Annotated in this window: 13 protein-coding genes; 12 read left to right on the forward strand and 1 reads right to left on the reverse strand. The window is 58.8% G+C overall.

Annotated elements, in window-relative coordinates:
• The first annotated feature begins 36 nt into the window (after positions 1 to 36).
• The 6 genes from G6L97_RS01155 to folD all read left to right on the forward strand — a co-directional run bounded on the left by G6L97_RS01155 (position 37) and on the right by folD (position 5,246).
• Positions 37 to 594, forward strand: coding sequence for a rod-binding protein (locus tag G6L97_RS01155; protein ID WP_003515121.1), 558 nt, complete (start codon positions 37 to 39; stop codon positions 592 to 594).
• Between the two features lie 29 nt (positions 595 to 623).
• A complete protein-coding gene (locus G6L97_RS01160) occupies positions 624 to 992 on the forward strand; it encodes a hypothetical protein (protein WP_003515122.1) in 369 nt (122 codons plus the stop codon).
• A complete protein-coding gene (locus tag G6L97_RS01165; protein WP_174002637.1) occupies positions 992 to 1,528 on the forward strand; it encodes a hypothetical protein in 537 nt (178 codons plus the stop codon). Before G6L97_RS01160 ends, G6L97_RS01165 begins: the two co-directional genes overlap by 1 nt.
• A gap of 177 nt (positions 1,529 to 1,705) precedes the next feature.
• The gene (locus tag G6L97_RS01170; RefSeq protein ID WP_065688341.1) at positions 1,706 to 2,380 is read left to right on the forward strand and encodes a WecB/TagA/CpsF family glycosyltransferase; all 675 of its coding nucleotides are present in this window, start codon (positions 1,706 to 1,708) and stop codon (positions 2,378 to 2,380) included.
• Positions 2,381 to 2,493: 113 nt separating this feature from the next.
• On the forward strand, positions 2,494 to 4,269 hold the full coding sequence (locus tag G6L97_RS01175; protein WP_111782814.1) for a GumC domain-containing protein: 1,776 nt from the start codon (positions 2,494 to 2,496) through the stop codon (positions 4,267 to 4,269).
• Positions 4,270 to 4,346: 77 nt separating this feature from the next.
• On the forward strand, positions 4,347 to 5,246 hold the full coding sequence (gene folD, locus G6L97_RS01180; protein WP_038489842.1) for a bifunctional methylenetetrahydrofolate dehydrogenase/methenyltetrahydrofolate cyclohydrolase FolD: 900 nt from the start codon (positions 4,347 to 4,349) through the stop codon (positions 5,244 to 5,246).
• Positions 5,247 to 5,255: 9 nt separating this feature from the next.
• On the opposite strand, the gene G6L97_RS01185 is transcribed toward folD, so the two are convergent.
• Positions 5,256 to 6,281, reverse strand: coding sequence for a LacI family DNA-binding transcriptional regulator (locus G6L97_RS01185; RefSeq protein ID WP_174002639.1), 1,026 nt, complete (start codon positions 6,279 to 6,281; stop codon positions 5,256 to 5,258).
• 275 nt (positions 6,282 to 6,556) lie between these two features.
• Between G6L97_RS01185 and G6L97_RS01190 the strand changes: the two genes are divergently transcribed.
• The 6 genes from G6L97_RS01190 to G6L97_RS01215 all read left to right on the forward strand — a co-directional run bounded on the left by G6L97_RS01190 (position 6,557) and on the right by G6L97_RS01215 (position 13,612).
• A complete protein-coding gene (locus G6L97_RS01190; RefSeq protein WP_111782812.1) occupies positions 6,557 to 7,918 on the forward strand; it encodes an ABC transporter substrate-binding protein in 1,362 nt (453 codons plus the stop codon).
• Positions 7,919 to 8,024: 106 nt separating this feature from the next.
• Positions 8,025 to 9,038 (forward strand): carbohydrate ABC transporter permease, encoded by a 1,014-nt coding sequence (locus G6L97_RS01195; RefSeq protein WP_003515131.1) that lies wholly within the window; start codon positions 8,025 to 8,027, stop codon positions 9,036 to 9,038.
• 1 nt (position 9,039) lies between these two features.
• Positions 9,040 to 10,200, forward strand: coding sequence for a carbohydrate ABC transporter permease (locus G6L97_RS01200; RefSeq protein WP_111782811.1), 1,161 nt, complete (start codon positions 9,040 to 9,042; stop codon positions 10,198 to 10,200).
• A gap of 36 nt (positions 10,201 to 10,236) precedes the next feature.
• Positions 10,237 to 11,892 carry a beta-galactosidase BglA gene (gene bglA / locus G6L97_RS01205; protein ID WP_111782810.1) on the forward strand — a complete coding sequence of 552 codons (1,656 nt, stop codon included), beginning with the start codon at positions 10,237 to 10,239 and terminating at the stop codon, positions 11,890 to 11,892.
• Between the two features lie 21 nt (positions 11,893 to 11,913).
• Positions 11,914 to 13,002 carry an ABC transporter ATP-binding protein gene (locus tag G6L97_RS01210; protein ID WP_003515137.1) on the forward strand — a complete coding sequence of 363 codons (1,089 nt, stop codon included), beginning with the start codon at positions 11,914 to 11,916 and terminating at the stop codon, positions 13,000 to 13,002.
• Positions 13,003 to 13,255: 253 nt separating this feature from the next.
• Positions 13,256 to 13,612 (forward strand): hypothetical protein, encoded by a 357-nt coding sequence (locus tag G6L97_RS01215; protein WP_034501827.1) that lies wholly within the window; start codon positions 13,256 to 13,258, stop codon positions 13,610 to 13,612.
• Positions 13,613 to 13,624 lie beyond the last annotated feature (12 nt).

Below are 13,624 nucleotides of genomic sequence, written 5' to 3' on the forward strand. Positions count from 1 at the left end.
TAATGCCGCCCGTTCGTCAGCTCGGGAGTTCTGGACGTGGCGATATCGGTTATAAGCGATCTGGTGATGGATGTGGTTCGCGCTGCGGACCCTCAGGAAGTGCAGGTCGCCCAGGAAAAATTGAAGGCGAACAAGGCGGCTTTCGCTGCGACGAGCCTTGCCGATTCGGGCAAGGGCTTTGGCGCTGCCATTGATATGCTTGACAGCGCCACTTCGAAGGCAGGTCTCGGCAATACCAACATCCGCTCTGCCCGTACCGAAGTTCCGGAAACATATCGCAAGTATGAGGCTTCCGTGCTTCAGACCTTCGTTGCCAACATGCTGCCGAAAGACAGCGAGGAGGTCTACGGCAAGGGCAACGCCGGCGAGATCTGGAAAAGCATGATGGCGGAACAGTTTGCCGACACGATCTCCAGAAATGGCGGCGTTGGCATTGCAGAACAGGCCTACAAGGATGCGTTGCGGAAAGCCGAGAGCAAAGGCATTACCGACGTATCCATGAATGACAAAGACCATAATGCTGCAATTCGGATGGTGGCGGAGTTCGAAAGGCAGGTCCTCGGCGTTTCCAATGATAAAACGGACGAGGCTTGAGCATGATAAATCATAACGAGGAGACAAGCATGGACCTTATGTCGAACGACCACCGCATCAAATCCGTTCTCGGCCGTCTTGAAATGATCATCGACAATGAGAATGACAATATCGGTAAGGACCCCCAGTTCGATTTCAAAGTCTCCAATGCCCATAAAAGCCGTTGCCTCTATGAGTTGACGATGTTGTTCCGCGATACGCCCCATGAGGAAATCGCCGCCGGACATCTCGATCAGGTGCAGGGCATCAAGTCCAAGCTCGCGACCAATGCCAGCCGCGTCGAGGCGCATCTGAATGCGGTTCGCGCTGTTGCGGATTTGCTCAAGACCGCGATCCAGGAAGCCGATACGGACGGCACCTATTCCCAGGAACAGTTCATGTACGGCGCAGCCTCCTGATGTTGAAGCTTCTTCTCACCGGCGTCTGGGTTTGCGCCGTCACGCTCGGCGCGGTGTATTTCTCCGTCCAGATGGCGACGGCCCCCTCGTCGGGAGATGAGGCGGGGGCGAAAATGGCAAGTCTGCAGCTGGTCAAAGGCGAAAGCATCACCATCCCCGTCATCAATGACGGTGGTGTGAACGGTTATTTCCTCAGCCGCATTTCCTTGCGTGTCGACAAGGACAAGATGGCGAAGATCGAACTGCCCGCAACGCAGTTGATGACCGACGAACTCTTCACGCTTCTGGCGGGTTCTTCCATGGTCAACATCGCCAATATCTCCACCTTTGACCCTGATGCCTTCAAGCAGCGCATCCGAGAGGGGCTGAACAAGAAACTTGGCGACGAGGTGGTCGGGGACGTCCTGATCGAGCAGCTCGATTATCTGTCGAAGGCCGATATTCGCGAGCAAAAGGGCAACGGCTCGCCCCGTTCGGTCAAGCTTGTCGAAGGCGAGAAAGTCGACACCGGAAAAGAAGCGGCCCCAAGCCACTAACGGCGGCGCGGTGCAGGCCACCGGTCTGGTTAATCGCCCCTTTCTATTTTCCGGAATATTCGATCGGTTGCCTTCAGGGTAAATTCAACCAGTACCTGTATAAACAGACCCATGAGCTGCCGTCCCGCAAACCATGCGCCGGATTGGCGACGGTGGATTTGGCATTCGGGGGCTGGCATGAATTTCGCAGCAGATTTTGCGCGGACGGGATCGCAACGGAATATTCACGGACTGCGCGTCTGTGATCTGGACTGGAACGGGGCGCTGGAAATGGTCAGCGGCCAGGCTTCGGCTTGTGATGGCCACACGATGCTCTCGTTTCTTACCATCCAGAATGCCAGGCTGTCCCTCAAGGACATTGCTTACAGGCAGATTCTGGAGAGCTGTCTGCTTCTGCCGCAGGGCAGGGGGATGAATGCCGCCGCACGCGCCGAACACGGCAAGCCTCTGCCCGAGACCATCGATGGCGTTGCCTTCGTTATGGCACTTCTGACCTATATGGCGGTGCCGAAACGTATCGGCGTTGCGGGGGATGATGCAGCACAAGTCGGAGAGGTCCTCGCCAAGCTGCGCGCACATGCGCCGTGGCATGATTTCGTCATGCTGAACCGGGATACTTCGGGCGTGAAGGTGGATGTCGTGCTGGCGGGCATGCTTGCGGAAAACCAGGAGAAATGGCTGCATCGCAGCATCAATCGCGATGATGCGCGTCTCGCCATCGCGGTCGGTCCCCTGTTCAAGGTGCTGGCGTCCGAAGTGGCTGGCATGCCCGAAATCTTTCGCAAGCTGCATATGAGCTGGCTTTACAGCCTTTGCGCCGAGCCCTGGCACATTGCGCTCGGCAAGGGCTGAGGCGGGTCGGCAAGGCCCGCGTTAACCATTTGTTTGCCACGATCCTTTAACCTCCCGTAAGGTTTTGAAAGCCGCCTGTTGCGGGCGGCGCCGAGCGTGGCAGACGGCTTCAGATGGTTGATCACAGTCCCGATATGATGGCGACGCGCCCTGATGAGGATGGTGTTGCCATGCCTGCGTCGCAATTTCGCAAACATTGTCTGCGGCTTCTGACAGCTGGGTGCGTAGCCGCCGCCACCGTTGTGGGGGCTGCACTTCCGCTGCTGCTCATCGATTCCGGTTTTCGCGGATATGTTTCGCAGGCGCATGTCGAGGTTACCCAGACCGGCTACGATGCACCCGATGCGGCACGCTTTCTTGCCATGGCCCGCCGCACCCTGCTTTCTCCTTCCGGTCTGGACCGTATAACGGGCGACCTCAAATTGAAGCCCGCCGACATGGTCGGCGTTCGCAATCAGGGCGAACTTGGCCTGCTTTTCGACCTTTTGACCGGGGCGGATGCCCGTTCGCTTTCCCCACGTGAAGCATTGAACGGTGCTGTGGGCGAGGCGATACGTCTGGAACTGACGCCAGATGAAAACACGCTGATCGTAACCTCGAAGGCAGCGACGCCGGAAACAGCGATGCGGCTTACGGATTATCTTTCGATGCGTGTCATGGCGGATGGCAAGGCCGGCACCATGACACCCGCCATGCGCGAGACGGAGCGGGCGCGCACCCGGTTGGACGAGGCGGAAGCCGCCTTGAACGGTTTCCAGATGCGCCACGGCGAGACCGTCCTGGCGGAAGTGCAGCAACTCGAGCAGCAGTTGCGCGATCTCAATGACAGCCTTGCGGGGACGACCCAGCAGCAGCAGTCGCTTCAGACGGATCTGGCGGTGGCCACCGGCCTCAAGCCGAATGACGTATTGTCAAAGCCCCTGCCGTCAGGCGCTGCTTTCTCTGTGCTTGAGGACATCAGGCAAAGACATGCAAGTGCCAGCATGGCGCTTTCAGGAGTCTCGATCGATTACGGCCCGAAACATCCCCGCCGCATCGCCGCCCAGAATGCCGTAGATGCCGTGCAGGCGCTTGTCGCTCCCGCATTGCGTCAGCTGGTCGATGGCTTGCGCGCCGATGAGAAGCGCGTCGCACAGGAAGTTGCAACCGCGAACGCCGAACGAACGAAACATCTCGACCGCCTGAGCAGCCTTGGTGTCACGCCCGGTGAATTCTCCAGATTGCAGGGTGAACTGGAAACGGCGCGAAATGCCTATCTTGAGGCGAGCGAGCGTCGGGACATGTCCTCATCCACCACAACCGCCGTTGAGACCCGCCTCACCAGGAAGGCCGGACCGGGCGAATTGTCGCGCGACCTCACACAAGCCGCTATGCTGGCAGGCGGTGGCGCGTTGCTCGGCCTGTTGGGCAGCCTGTATCTCCTGAGCTACCGTCGCCATGACGAGGAGGAGGCACTCGTCTTTGATGATGCGCATGTTCTGCCCTCCGAAAAAGCGCCTGAGCAATCGGGGCAGTTTCCCGAGTTCGAGCCGATCGAGCCGGATGTGTTCGATGATCTGGAAGAACTGGCCGCGGATAGCGAATTCGAGCCGGAGGCTGAGTTCGCGGACTATTACGCCGGGGCGGCGAACGATAGCGGATTCGATACCGATGACATTCCGCTGGACGAGCGTGTGCGGCAGGTTCTGATGGGCAACCGCACCGTCAGGAATACCCCCCAGACGACACCGGAGCTGCCGCCCTTGCTCAGTGAAGCCCTTGCCGGGCATTTCGATCACGAGCAGGCCGAGGCCGAGGAATTGGCGGAATTGAGACGCGAGTTGGCGCTCTTGAGGGAGCGTCTCGCCGATTACGCCGAGCATCGCGACGACTACCGCAAAACTGCCTGACGAAGCTGCATTTTTGCTTGCATTCCTGCAAAGTCGGCACCATACGGGGCCAACGTAATCCAGCAGGAGCAGGACGCATGGCAGTTGTGATTGACGGAAAGGCAAAGGCGGCTTCGGTAACGGAGGCGGTCCGCAAATCGGCAGAAACGCTTGAGGCGGAACAGGGTGTGAAGCCCGGTCTCGCGGTTGTCATCGTCGGCAACGATCCGGCCAGCCACGCTTACGTGAATTCCAAAAGCAAGACAGCCAAGCAATGCGGCTTCAATTCCGTTCAGCACACGCTGCCGGAGGAAACAACTCAAGATCAGCTTCTGAAGTTGGTCGGCGAACTGAACGCCGATGCCTCCATCCACGGCATTCTGGTACAGCTTCCTTTGCCGAAACACTTCAATTCCGATGAGATCATCCAGTCGATCCTGCCCGAGAAGGATGTCGATGGCCTGAGCGTGCTGAACGCCGGCAAGCTGGCGACCGGCGATCTCGCAACCGGCCTCATCTCCTGCACGCCAGCCGGCGCCATGCTTCTGGTGCGCAGCATTCACGGCGAAGATCTTTCCGGCCTGAACGCCGTGGTCATCGGTCGCTCCAACCTCTTCGGCAAGCCGATGGGCCAGCTTCTCCTGAATGCCAACGCCACGGTGACGATGGCGCATTCGCGCACCAAGGATCTCGCCACCGTCTGCAAGACGGCCGATATTCTCGTGGCGGCGGTGGGTCGCGCGGCAATGGTGAAGGGCGATTGGGTAAAGCCCGGCGCCACCGTCATCGATGTCGGCATCAACCGCATTCCCGCTCCGGAAAAGGGTGAAGGCAAATCGAAGCTGGTCGGTGACGTCGCCTATGATGAGGCAAGCGCAGTCGCTGCTGCCATCACCCCCGTTCCGGGCGGCGTAGGCCCGATGACGATTGCCATGCTGATGGCCAACACCGTCATCGCCGCCTATCGCGCGCTTGGAAAGACCGCACCGAAGTTCTGAAATCGGTAGTTACTCTTTCGGAGCCGGTCCTGTGGAGGCGCGGACGACAAGTTCCGCCTTCCAGAGTTCCTGATGAGGTTCGGTCTGGTTAAGCTTGATCCGGTTGATCAGGCGCTGCCCGACACGTACTCCCGCCGCCCGCAGGGATGAGCGGGTGGTGGTGAGAGGCACCGAGAAATTGTCGGGCTTCAACAGCGGCAACACATCGTCATGGGCAATCAGCGAAATATCCTTGCCCGGTTTCAAGCCGCGCCGGTTGAGCGAGCGGATCACGCCGAGTGCCAATGCGGTACTGGCGCATACAATGGCGGTTGGTCTTTCCGGCTGTGACAACAGCGCTTCCATGCCGAGATAACCCTCCTCATCGGTCATGCTGCTGTGTCTTGTGTGTTCCGGGCGCAATGTCAGCCCATTTGCCGTCAGCGCCTTTTCCACCCCGAGACAGCGGCGGAAGGTGAAGTCGTAGCCCTCCGGCCCGTTAAGAAGCCCGATCCGCTTGTGGCCAAGCTGAAGCAGCAGCTGGGTCGCATCGCGAAATGCGGCCTCATTGTCCACGTCGAGAAAGGGATAATCCTCTTCCACGCCGATGGAGCGGCCATGGACGAGGAAGGGCAGGGAAAGCGATTGCATCATGGCGATGCGGGCGTCGTTCTTCTTCATATAGGCGAGGTAGATGCCATCGACGCTGCCGCTCGCCGCCAGCCCCCGCAGGGCTTCCCGTTCCTTTTCCGGCTCCGTGGGCGTGATGACGAGGTGAAATCCGCTGCGAGCCGCTTCTTCGCCTAGACCGCTTAGGAATTCGCCGAAATGCACATCCGAGCGGTGATGTTCGCCAACCGGCATGACCAGTCCAATGGAGCCGACCTTGCCGGTCGCCAACCGTTGCGCCGCGGCATTGGGGCGATATCCGGTCTTTTCGGCGGCTTCCATGACGCGGCGGCGCGTCTCTGCGCTCACCTCGGGATATCCGTTGAGCGCTCTGCTGACGGTTGTCTGAGAAATCCCCAGCAGTTGCGACAACTGTTTCAGGTTCATGTTTGTTTTTCCTCCATGCGCGCGCATCAGAAATGGCAAAAGCCTCTCCTCTAACTCCCAAAGCGCTTTAGTTTTTTACCAGTCCCTGCCGGTTTTCTCAATCGAAAACGATAGCCGCCTTTCTAAGTAAGTATGACTATTCATACGACAATGCGGCATGTCCAGCGAAAGAGCCTCTTGACTCCTTCTCAATGACAATGAGATGAATAGGCAGCCAAAGCGCTTTGATTTATGGGAGATGCTTTGAGCCTTTTATGTGATGGGAGGTAAATCACATGCAGAAGACCTTTTTGGCGACGGCGGCTTCTATAGTGCTGCTGTCGGGCTCGGCCTTTGCCGCCGATCTGAAATTCGCGCCCGGTCAGGATGCCAAGTTCAACTGGAAAAGCTACGAAGACTTCAAGGCGGCCCATGCCGACCTGAAAGGTCAGACGCTGACGATTTTCGGGCCCTGGCGCGGTGAGGACGAGGCGCTGTTCCAGACGGTGCTGGCCTATTTCTCCGACGCGACCGGCGTGAACGTCCGCTATTCCTCCTCGGAAAACTACGAACAGCAGATCGTCATCGATACGCAGGCGGGTTCTCCGCCCAACATCGCCATCCTGCCGCAGCCCGGTCTTCTGGCCGATCTCGCCGCCAAGGGTTTTCTGGTTCCGCTCGGCGATGAGACCGCAAGCTGGGTTAAGGACAATTACGGCGCTGGCCAGTCCTGGGTTGATCTCGGCAGCTACAAGGGCAAGGACGGCAACAAGGCTTACTTTGCATTTCCCTTCAAGGCCGACGTGAAGTCGCTCGTCTGGTACGTACCTGAGAACTTCGAGGAAGCGGGCTATAAAGTGCCCGAGAGCATGGAAGACCTGTTCAAGCTGACGGACCAGATCGTTGCCGATGGCGGCACACCCTGGTGCATCGGCCTCGGTTCCGGCGGTGCGACCGGCTGGCCGGCAACGGACTGGGTGGAAGACCTGATGCTGCGCACGCAGCCACTCGACGTCTATCAGAAATGGACGACGAACGAGGTGAAGTTCACCGATCCGGCCGTAGTTGCGGCAATCAATGAATTCGGCAAATTCGCCAAGAACGAAAAATATGTCAGCGGCGGCGTTGCGGCTGTGGCCTCCACCGACTTCCGCGACAGCCCGAAGGGTCTCTTCGACATTCCGCCGAAGTGCTACCTCCACCATCAAGCGTCCTTCGTGCCGTCCTTCTTCCCTGATGGTACCAAGGTCGGAACGGATGTGGATTTCTTCTATATGCCGACCTATGCCGCAAAGCCTGAACTCGGCAAGCCGGTTCTGGGCGCCGGCACGCTCGTCACCATCACCAAGGAAGCGCCCGCCGCCAAGGCTTTCGTGGACTTCCTGAAAACCCCGATCGCCCATGAAGTCTGGATGGCACAGTCCAGCTTCCTGACGCCGTATAAGGGTGTGAATGTCGAGACCTATGCCAATGAGCAGATGAAGCGCCAGGGTGAAATCCTCACCTCCGCGACCACCTTCGGCTTTGACGGTTCCGACCTGATGCCGGGCAAGATCGGCGCGGGTGCATTCTGGACCGGCATGATCGATTTCGTCGGCGGCAAGTCGGCCGATCAGGTCGCTGCCGATATCCAGAAGGCCTGGGACGGCCTGAAGTAACCTCAACAGAGCTTGGCCCGGCGGTGATGCCGCCGGGCCTTTGCCAACGGAACGGCCGTCGACCGCATAAAATCAGCGCGGCGCGGAGAGGATCAAGGGAGGGAACATGGCTCAACAACTCGTTTCTGCCATCGGCGTCATGGTGGCCGGCGTTTTTGCCTGCGCTGCCTATTATTGGCTATCCGACAAACTGTTGCAGGTAATCTTTCCCGTCCGCTCGGGAGACGTGTTGCAGGCATCCCGCAACCTCAACCGCCGCGCGTCGGTCAGGCCCTGGCTGTTCATCGGCCCCGCTCTTCTCCTTCTTCTCGTCTATCTGGTCTATCCTGTCATCGCGACGCTCATCCTCTCGTTCTATGACCGGACCGGCGCCGAATTCGTAGGTCTTGCCAATTATCGCTGGGCATTTTTCGATGCCGGCTTCAGGCAATCGATCTTCAACAACATCCTCTGGCTGGCCGTGGTGCCGGCCGCCTGCACCTTCTTCGGCCTCGTTATTGCCGTCATGACCGACCGCATCTGGTGGGGCAACATCGCCAAATCCATCGTCTTCATGCCGATGGCGATCTCCTTCGTCGGTGCCTCCGTCATCTGGAAATTCATTTACGAGTATCGCGCCGAAGGCCAGGTGCAGATCGGTCTCCTCAACGCCGTCGTCGAGTTTTTCGGCGGCAGCCCGGAGGTGTGGATTTCGATGCCCTTCTGGAACAACTTTTTCCTGATGGTCATCCTCATCTGGATTCAGACCGGCTTTGCCATGGTCATCCTGTCGGCAGCGCTGCGCGGCATTCCGGAAGAGACAATCGAAGCGGCCGTCATCGATGGCGCCAATGGCTGGCAGATCTTCTGGAAGATCATGGTCCCGCAAATCTGGGGCACCATCGCCGTCGTCTGGACAACGATCACCATTCTCGTTCTCAAGGTTTTCGACATCGTGCTGACCATGACCAACGGTCAGTGGAACACCATGGTTCTCGCCAATCTCATGTTCGACTGGATGTTCCGCGGCGGTGGTGACAGTGGCCGAAGTGCGGTCATAGCGCTCGTCATCATGGCGGCCGTCACCCCGATCATGGTCTGGAACATCCGCCAGGCGAACCGCGAGATGGAGGGCCGCTGAGATGGATATCGTAAAACGTCTGCGCCGCGTCGGCCTGCCGCGCCTCATCGTCCATGCCAGCGTGCTGGTCGTCGTGCTTCTCTGGCTTCTGCCCACACTCGGTATTCTCGTAAGTTCCCTGCGCGACAAGGACCAGATCACCGTGTCAGGCTGGTGGACGGCCTTTTCCAGTTCCGAGCAGACCGCGGCGGTTCGCCTTGCCGACGCTGCCGTGCAGAAGCAGGACGGGAACCGCTACGTCATATCAGGTAATCTTTTTGAAAGCGGACAGGGGGGCAAGGTTGCAGCCTTCGGCGTTCGCGTGCAGGAGCCGACGGCCTTCAAAGCCGGTGAAGCGGCAGATATCGGCGACGGGGAAACGCTGCTCGTCAATACGGACGGCACCTACGAATACAGCAAGGCCTCAAGCTTCGAGGGCTCTCGCGGCAAGCGCGTCTATATTTCCGTCGCGACACCGCCGGTCTTCACACTCGACAATTATCGAACCGTCCTGACATCGGAAGGCATCGGCCAGTCCTTCGTCAACTCGCTGACAGTCGCCGTTCCGGCAACCGTCATTCCGATCCTCATCGCCGCCTTTGCCGCCTATGCGCTGTCATGGATGAGCTTTTCCGGCCGCAATTTTCTGATTGCGATGGTGGTGGGCCTGATCGTCGTACCGTTGCAGATGTCGCTGATACCGCTCCTGAAACTCTACAACGAAATCGGCAATATCTTCGGCGTACCCTCCAAGACCTATGCCGGCATCTGGCTGGCCCACACCGCCTTCGGTCTGCCGCTCGCCATCTACCTGTTGCGCAACTACATTTCCGGCCTGCCGAAAGAGATCATCGAAAGTGCGCGTGTCGACGGCGCGAGCGATTTCGAAATCTTCGTCAAGATCATCCTGCCGCTGTCCTTCCCGGCGCTCGCCTCCTTCGCCATCTTCCAGTTCCTGTGGACCTGGAACGACCTGCTCGTCGCCATGGTCTTCCTCGGCACGCAGAAGGATGAGCTGGTGCTGACCGGTGCTTTGAACGCGCTGCTCGGTTCGCGCGGCGGCAACTGGGAAATTCTCACCGCCTCGGCCTTCGTTACCATTGTCGTGCCGCTCGGCGTCTTCTTTGCCCTTCAACGTTATCTCGTGCGTGGCCTGCTCTCAGGCTCCGTCAAGGGAGGCTGATTATCCATGAACGCCCATACCAGACAGGATGAGACTATGACCGCTCCGGTGATTTCCGCTTTGACGCCCAACAAGGATTGGTGGCGCGGCGCCGTGATCTATCAGATCTACCCGCGCTCCTATCAGGACTCCAATGGCGACGGCATCGGCGATCTCAAGGGCATCACCGACCGGTTGGCGCATATTGCCGGTCTCGGTGCCGACGCCATCTGGATTTCGCCCTTCTTCACCTCGCCAATGAAGGATTTCGGTTACGACGTCTCGAATTATGTCGATGTCGATCCGATGTTCGGTACGCTTGCCGATTTCGACGGGTTGATCGCGGAAGCGCACCGTCTGGGTATCCGCGTCATGATCGACCTCGTCATGTCGCACACGTCTGACCAGCATCCGTGGTTCGTGGAAAGCCGCGCCAGCCGCAACAATCCGAAATCGGACTGGTATGTCTGGTCGGACAGCAAGCCGGATGGCACGCCGCCCAACAACTGGCTGTCGATCTTCGGCGGCTCCGGCTGGCAGTGGGACCCCACCCGCATGCAATATTACATGCACAACTTCCTGACCTCGCAGCCGGATCTCAACCTGCATAATCCGGAAGTGCAGGAAGAACTGCTCAATATCACCCGCTTCTGGCTGAAGCGCGGCGTCGATGGTTTCCGCCTCGATACCATCAATTTCTATTTCCATGATCTGGAATTGCGCGACAACCCGGCGCTGGCGCCGGAGCGCCGCAACGCCTCCACGGCACCTGCGGTCAATCCCTACAATTTCCAGGAACATCTCTACGACAAGAACCGCCCCGAAAACATCGCCTTTCTGAAACGCTTCCGCGCCGTGCTGGACGAGTTTCCGGATATCGCCGCTGTCGGCGAAGTGGGCGACAGCCAGCGCGGACTCGAAATCGTCGGTGAATACACCTCCGGCGACGACAAGATGCAGATGTGCTACGCCTTCGAATTCCTGGCGCCGGATGCGCTCACGCCGCAGCGTGTTGCCGATGTGCAGGTGGATTTTGCCAGGGCCGCACCGGAAGGCTGGGCCTGCTGGGCTTTCTCCAATCACGATGTCGTTCGCCATGTCAGCCGCTGGGGCGAGCATGTCGAGGACAAGGACGCTTTCGCCAAGGTGCTCTCGGCGTTGTTGATGACGCAGCGCGGCTCCGTCTGCATCTATGAGGGTGAAGAGCTGGGCCTTACTGAAGCCGATATTGCTTTTGAGGATTTGCAGGACCCCTACGGCATCCAGTTCTGGCCGGAATTTAAGGGCCGCGACGGTTGCCGCACACCGATGGTGTGGGATGCGGGCCATGCGCAGGCCGGCTTTTCGACCTCGGACAAGACCTGGCTGCCCATTCCGGCCGAACACAAGCAGCGCGCCGTCAGCGCCCAGCAGGGCAATGAGGCATCCGTGCTGGAGCACTACCGCCGCTTCCTTTCCTTCCGCAAAAAGCATCCCGCTTTTGCCAAGGGCGGCATCGAATTCCAGCCAGTGGAGGGCGACGTGCTGAGCTACACCCGCACGCTCGGCAACGAAACCGTTCTGTGCCTCTTCAATCTGTCCGCGACACCGGCAAAGGCGACGCTGCCGGAAGGGAACTGGGAGGTTCTCGAAGGCCACGGCTTTGCAAGCGGTGTGGACGGCAGAAGCGTAGAACTTCCGGCATGGGGCGCTTTCTTCGCCCGTTACGCCTGATAGAGCAGGGAGGAACAACCCATGACAAGTCTCGTTCTCAAGGATATCCGCAAATCATACGGGCAGGTAAAAGTCCTGCACGGCATCGATCTGGAGATCGAACAGGGCGAATTCATCGTTTTCGTCGGGCCGTCCGGCTGCGGGAAATCGACGTTGCTGCGCATGATTGCGGGTCTGGAGGAAATCACCGGCGGTGAGATGTTTATCGACGGCCAGCTGGTCAATGAAATCCCGCCCTCGCGTCGCGGCATTGCCATGGTGTTCCAGTCCTATGCGCTTTATCCGCATATGACTGTTTACGACAACATGGCCTTCGGCATGAAGATCGCCAAGGAAAACAAGCAGGAGATCGACCGCCGCGTCCGCGCCGCTGCCGAAATCCTGCAGCTGACGCAATATCTGGAGCGTTTGCCCAAGGCTCTTTCTGGCGGCCAGCGCCAGCGCGTCGCCATCGGCCGTGCCATTTGCCGCAATCCCAAGGTGTTCCTGTTCGACGAACCCCTGTCGAACCTCGATGCCGCGCTGCGCGTCGCAACCCGCATCGAGATCGCCAAGCTCAATGAGCAGATGGCAGACACGACGATGATCTACGTCACCCACGATCAGGTGGAGGCGATGACGCTGGCCGACCGTATCGTCGTTTTGAATGCGGGTCGTGTGGAACAGGTCGGCCCGCCGCTGGAACTTTACGAAAACCCCGCCAACCTCTTCGTGGCGCGGTTCATCGGCTCGCCCGCCATGAACATCATTGCGGCAAAAATTGCCGTAACCGGGGAGCGGACTTCGATCGAACTTGCCGGAGGCAAGACGCTGAACATCGTCGTTCCCACGCCTGCAACCGAGCAGGGCAAGGCCGCGAGCTTCGGTGTCCGGCCGGAGGATTTGAGCATCGTCACCGGCGACGATTATCTTTTCGAGGGAAAAGTCGCGATCGTCGAGGCTCTCGGTGAAGTGACCCTGCTTTATCTCGAAGCGCCCAAGGGGCAGGAGCCGATCATCGTCAAGGTGCCGGGCATCGTATCCGTCGCCAAGGGTCAGACCCTGCGTTTTGCGGCACCGCAGGCAAAGCTCCATCTCTTTGATGCCGAGGGCAAGAACTACCGCAGATAGTTGCGGAAACAATGGCCGTGAGCTTCAGGAAACATGCCCCGGAACGTCCCGTTCCGGGGTTTTTTCATGATATTTTGCCGCTGTGGAAAAATGCCAAAAATGTTCCGTCTTCGGTCTGTTTAAGGTGACGCTGATATGAATTGTTAAAGACTACGTTTTAATCTTGGAGACGTTGAAAGAGCATGGAGGTCAGGGCGTGCAGAGCAGTGCGGGTGTTATCAAGAACAGTTACCTGACCAAGGAAGAATCCTTCATGTACGACCGCGAAGGCCGGTTTCGCATGGAAGACACCATGAATGCGGCGCGCATCGAATATACCGAGAAGGCCGTCATGCATATGGCCGCTCGCCGTTGCGACGTCATTCGCATTTCCCAGACCGAGGCCGTGCTGGCGCTGCTGACGAAATACAATCTTCCGAACCAGTTCTATCTGGATATTCCCGACGCCCGCATCACCAAGATCGGTTGCGTTATGTTGCGCGTCAACGCCAACAACACCATCCACGTCCGTTTTCTGCGCATGTTGACGCAAAAGGAACTCGACCGCATTTTCGTGTTCAGCACGCATCCGGCGCACAAGGACCGGAAGCTCGATATCCGGTCTTTCTAAGGGGCTGGAGAA

Source organism: Agrobacterium tumefaciens, assembly GCF_013318015.2.
Lineage (GTDB): Bacteria > Pseudomonadota > Alphaproteobacteria > Rhizobiales > Rhizobiaceae > Agrobacterium > Agrobacterium tumefaciens.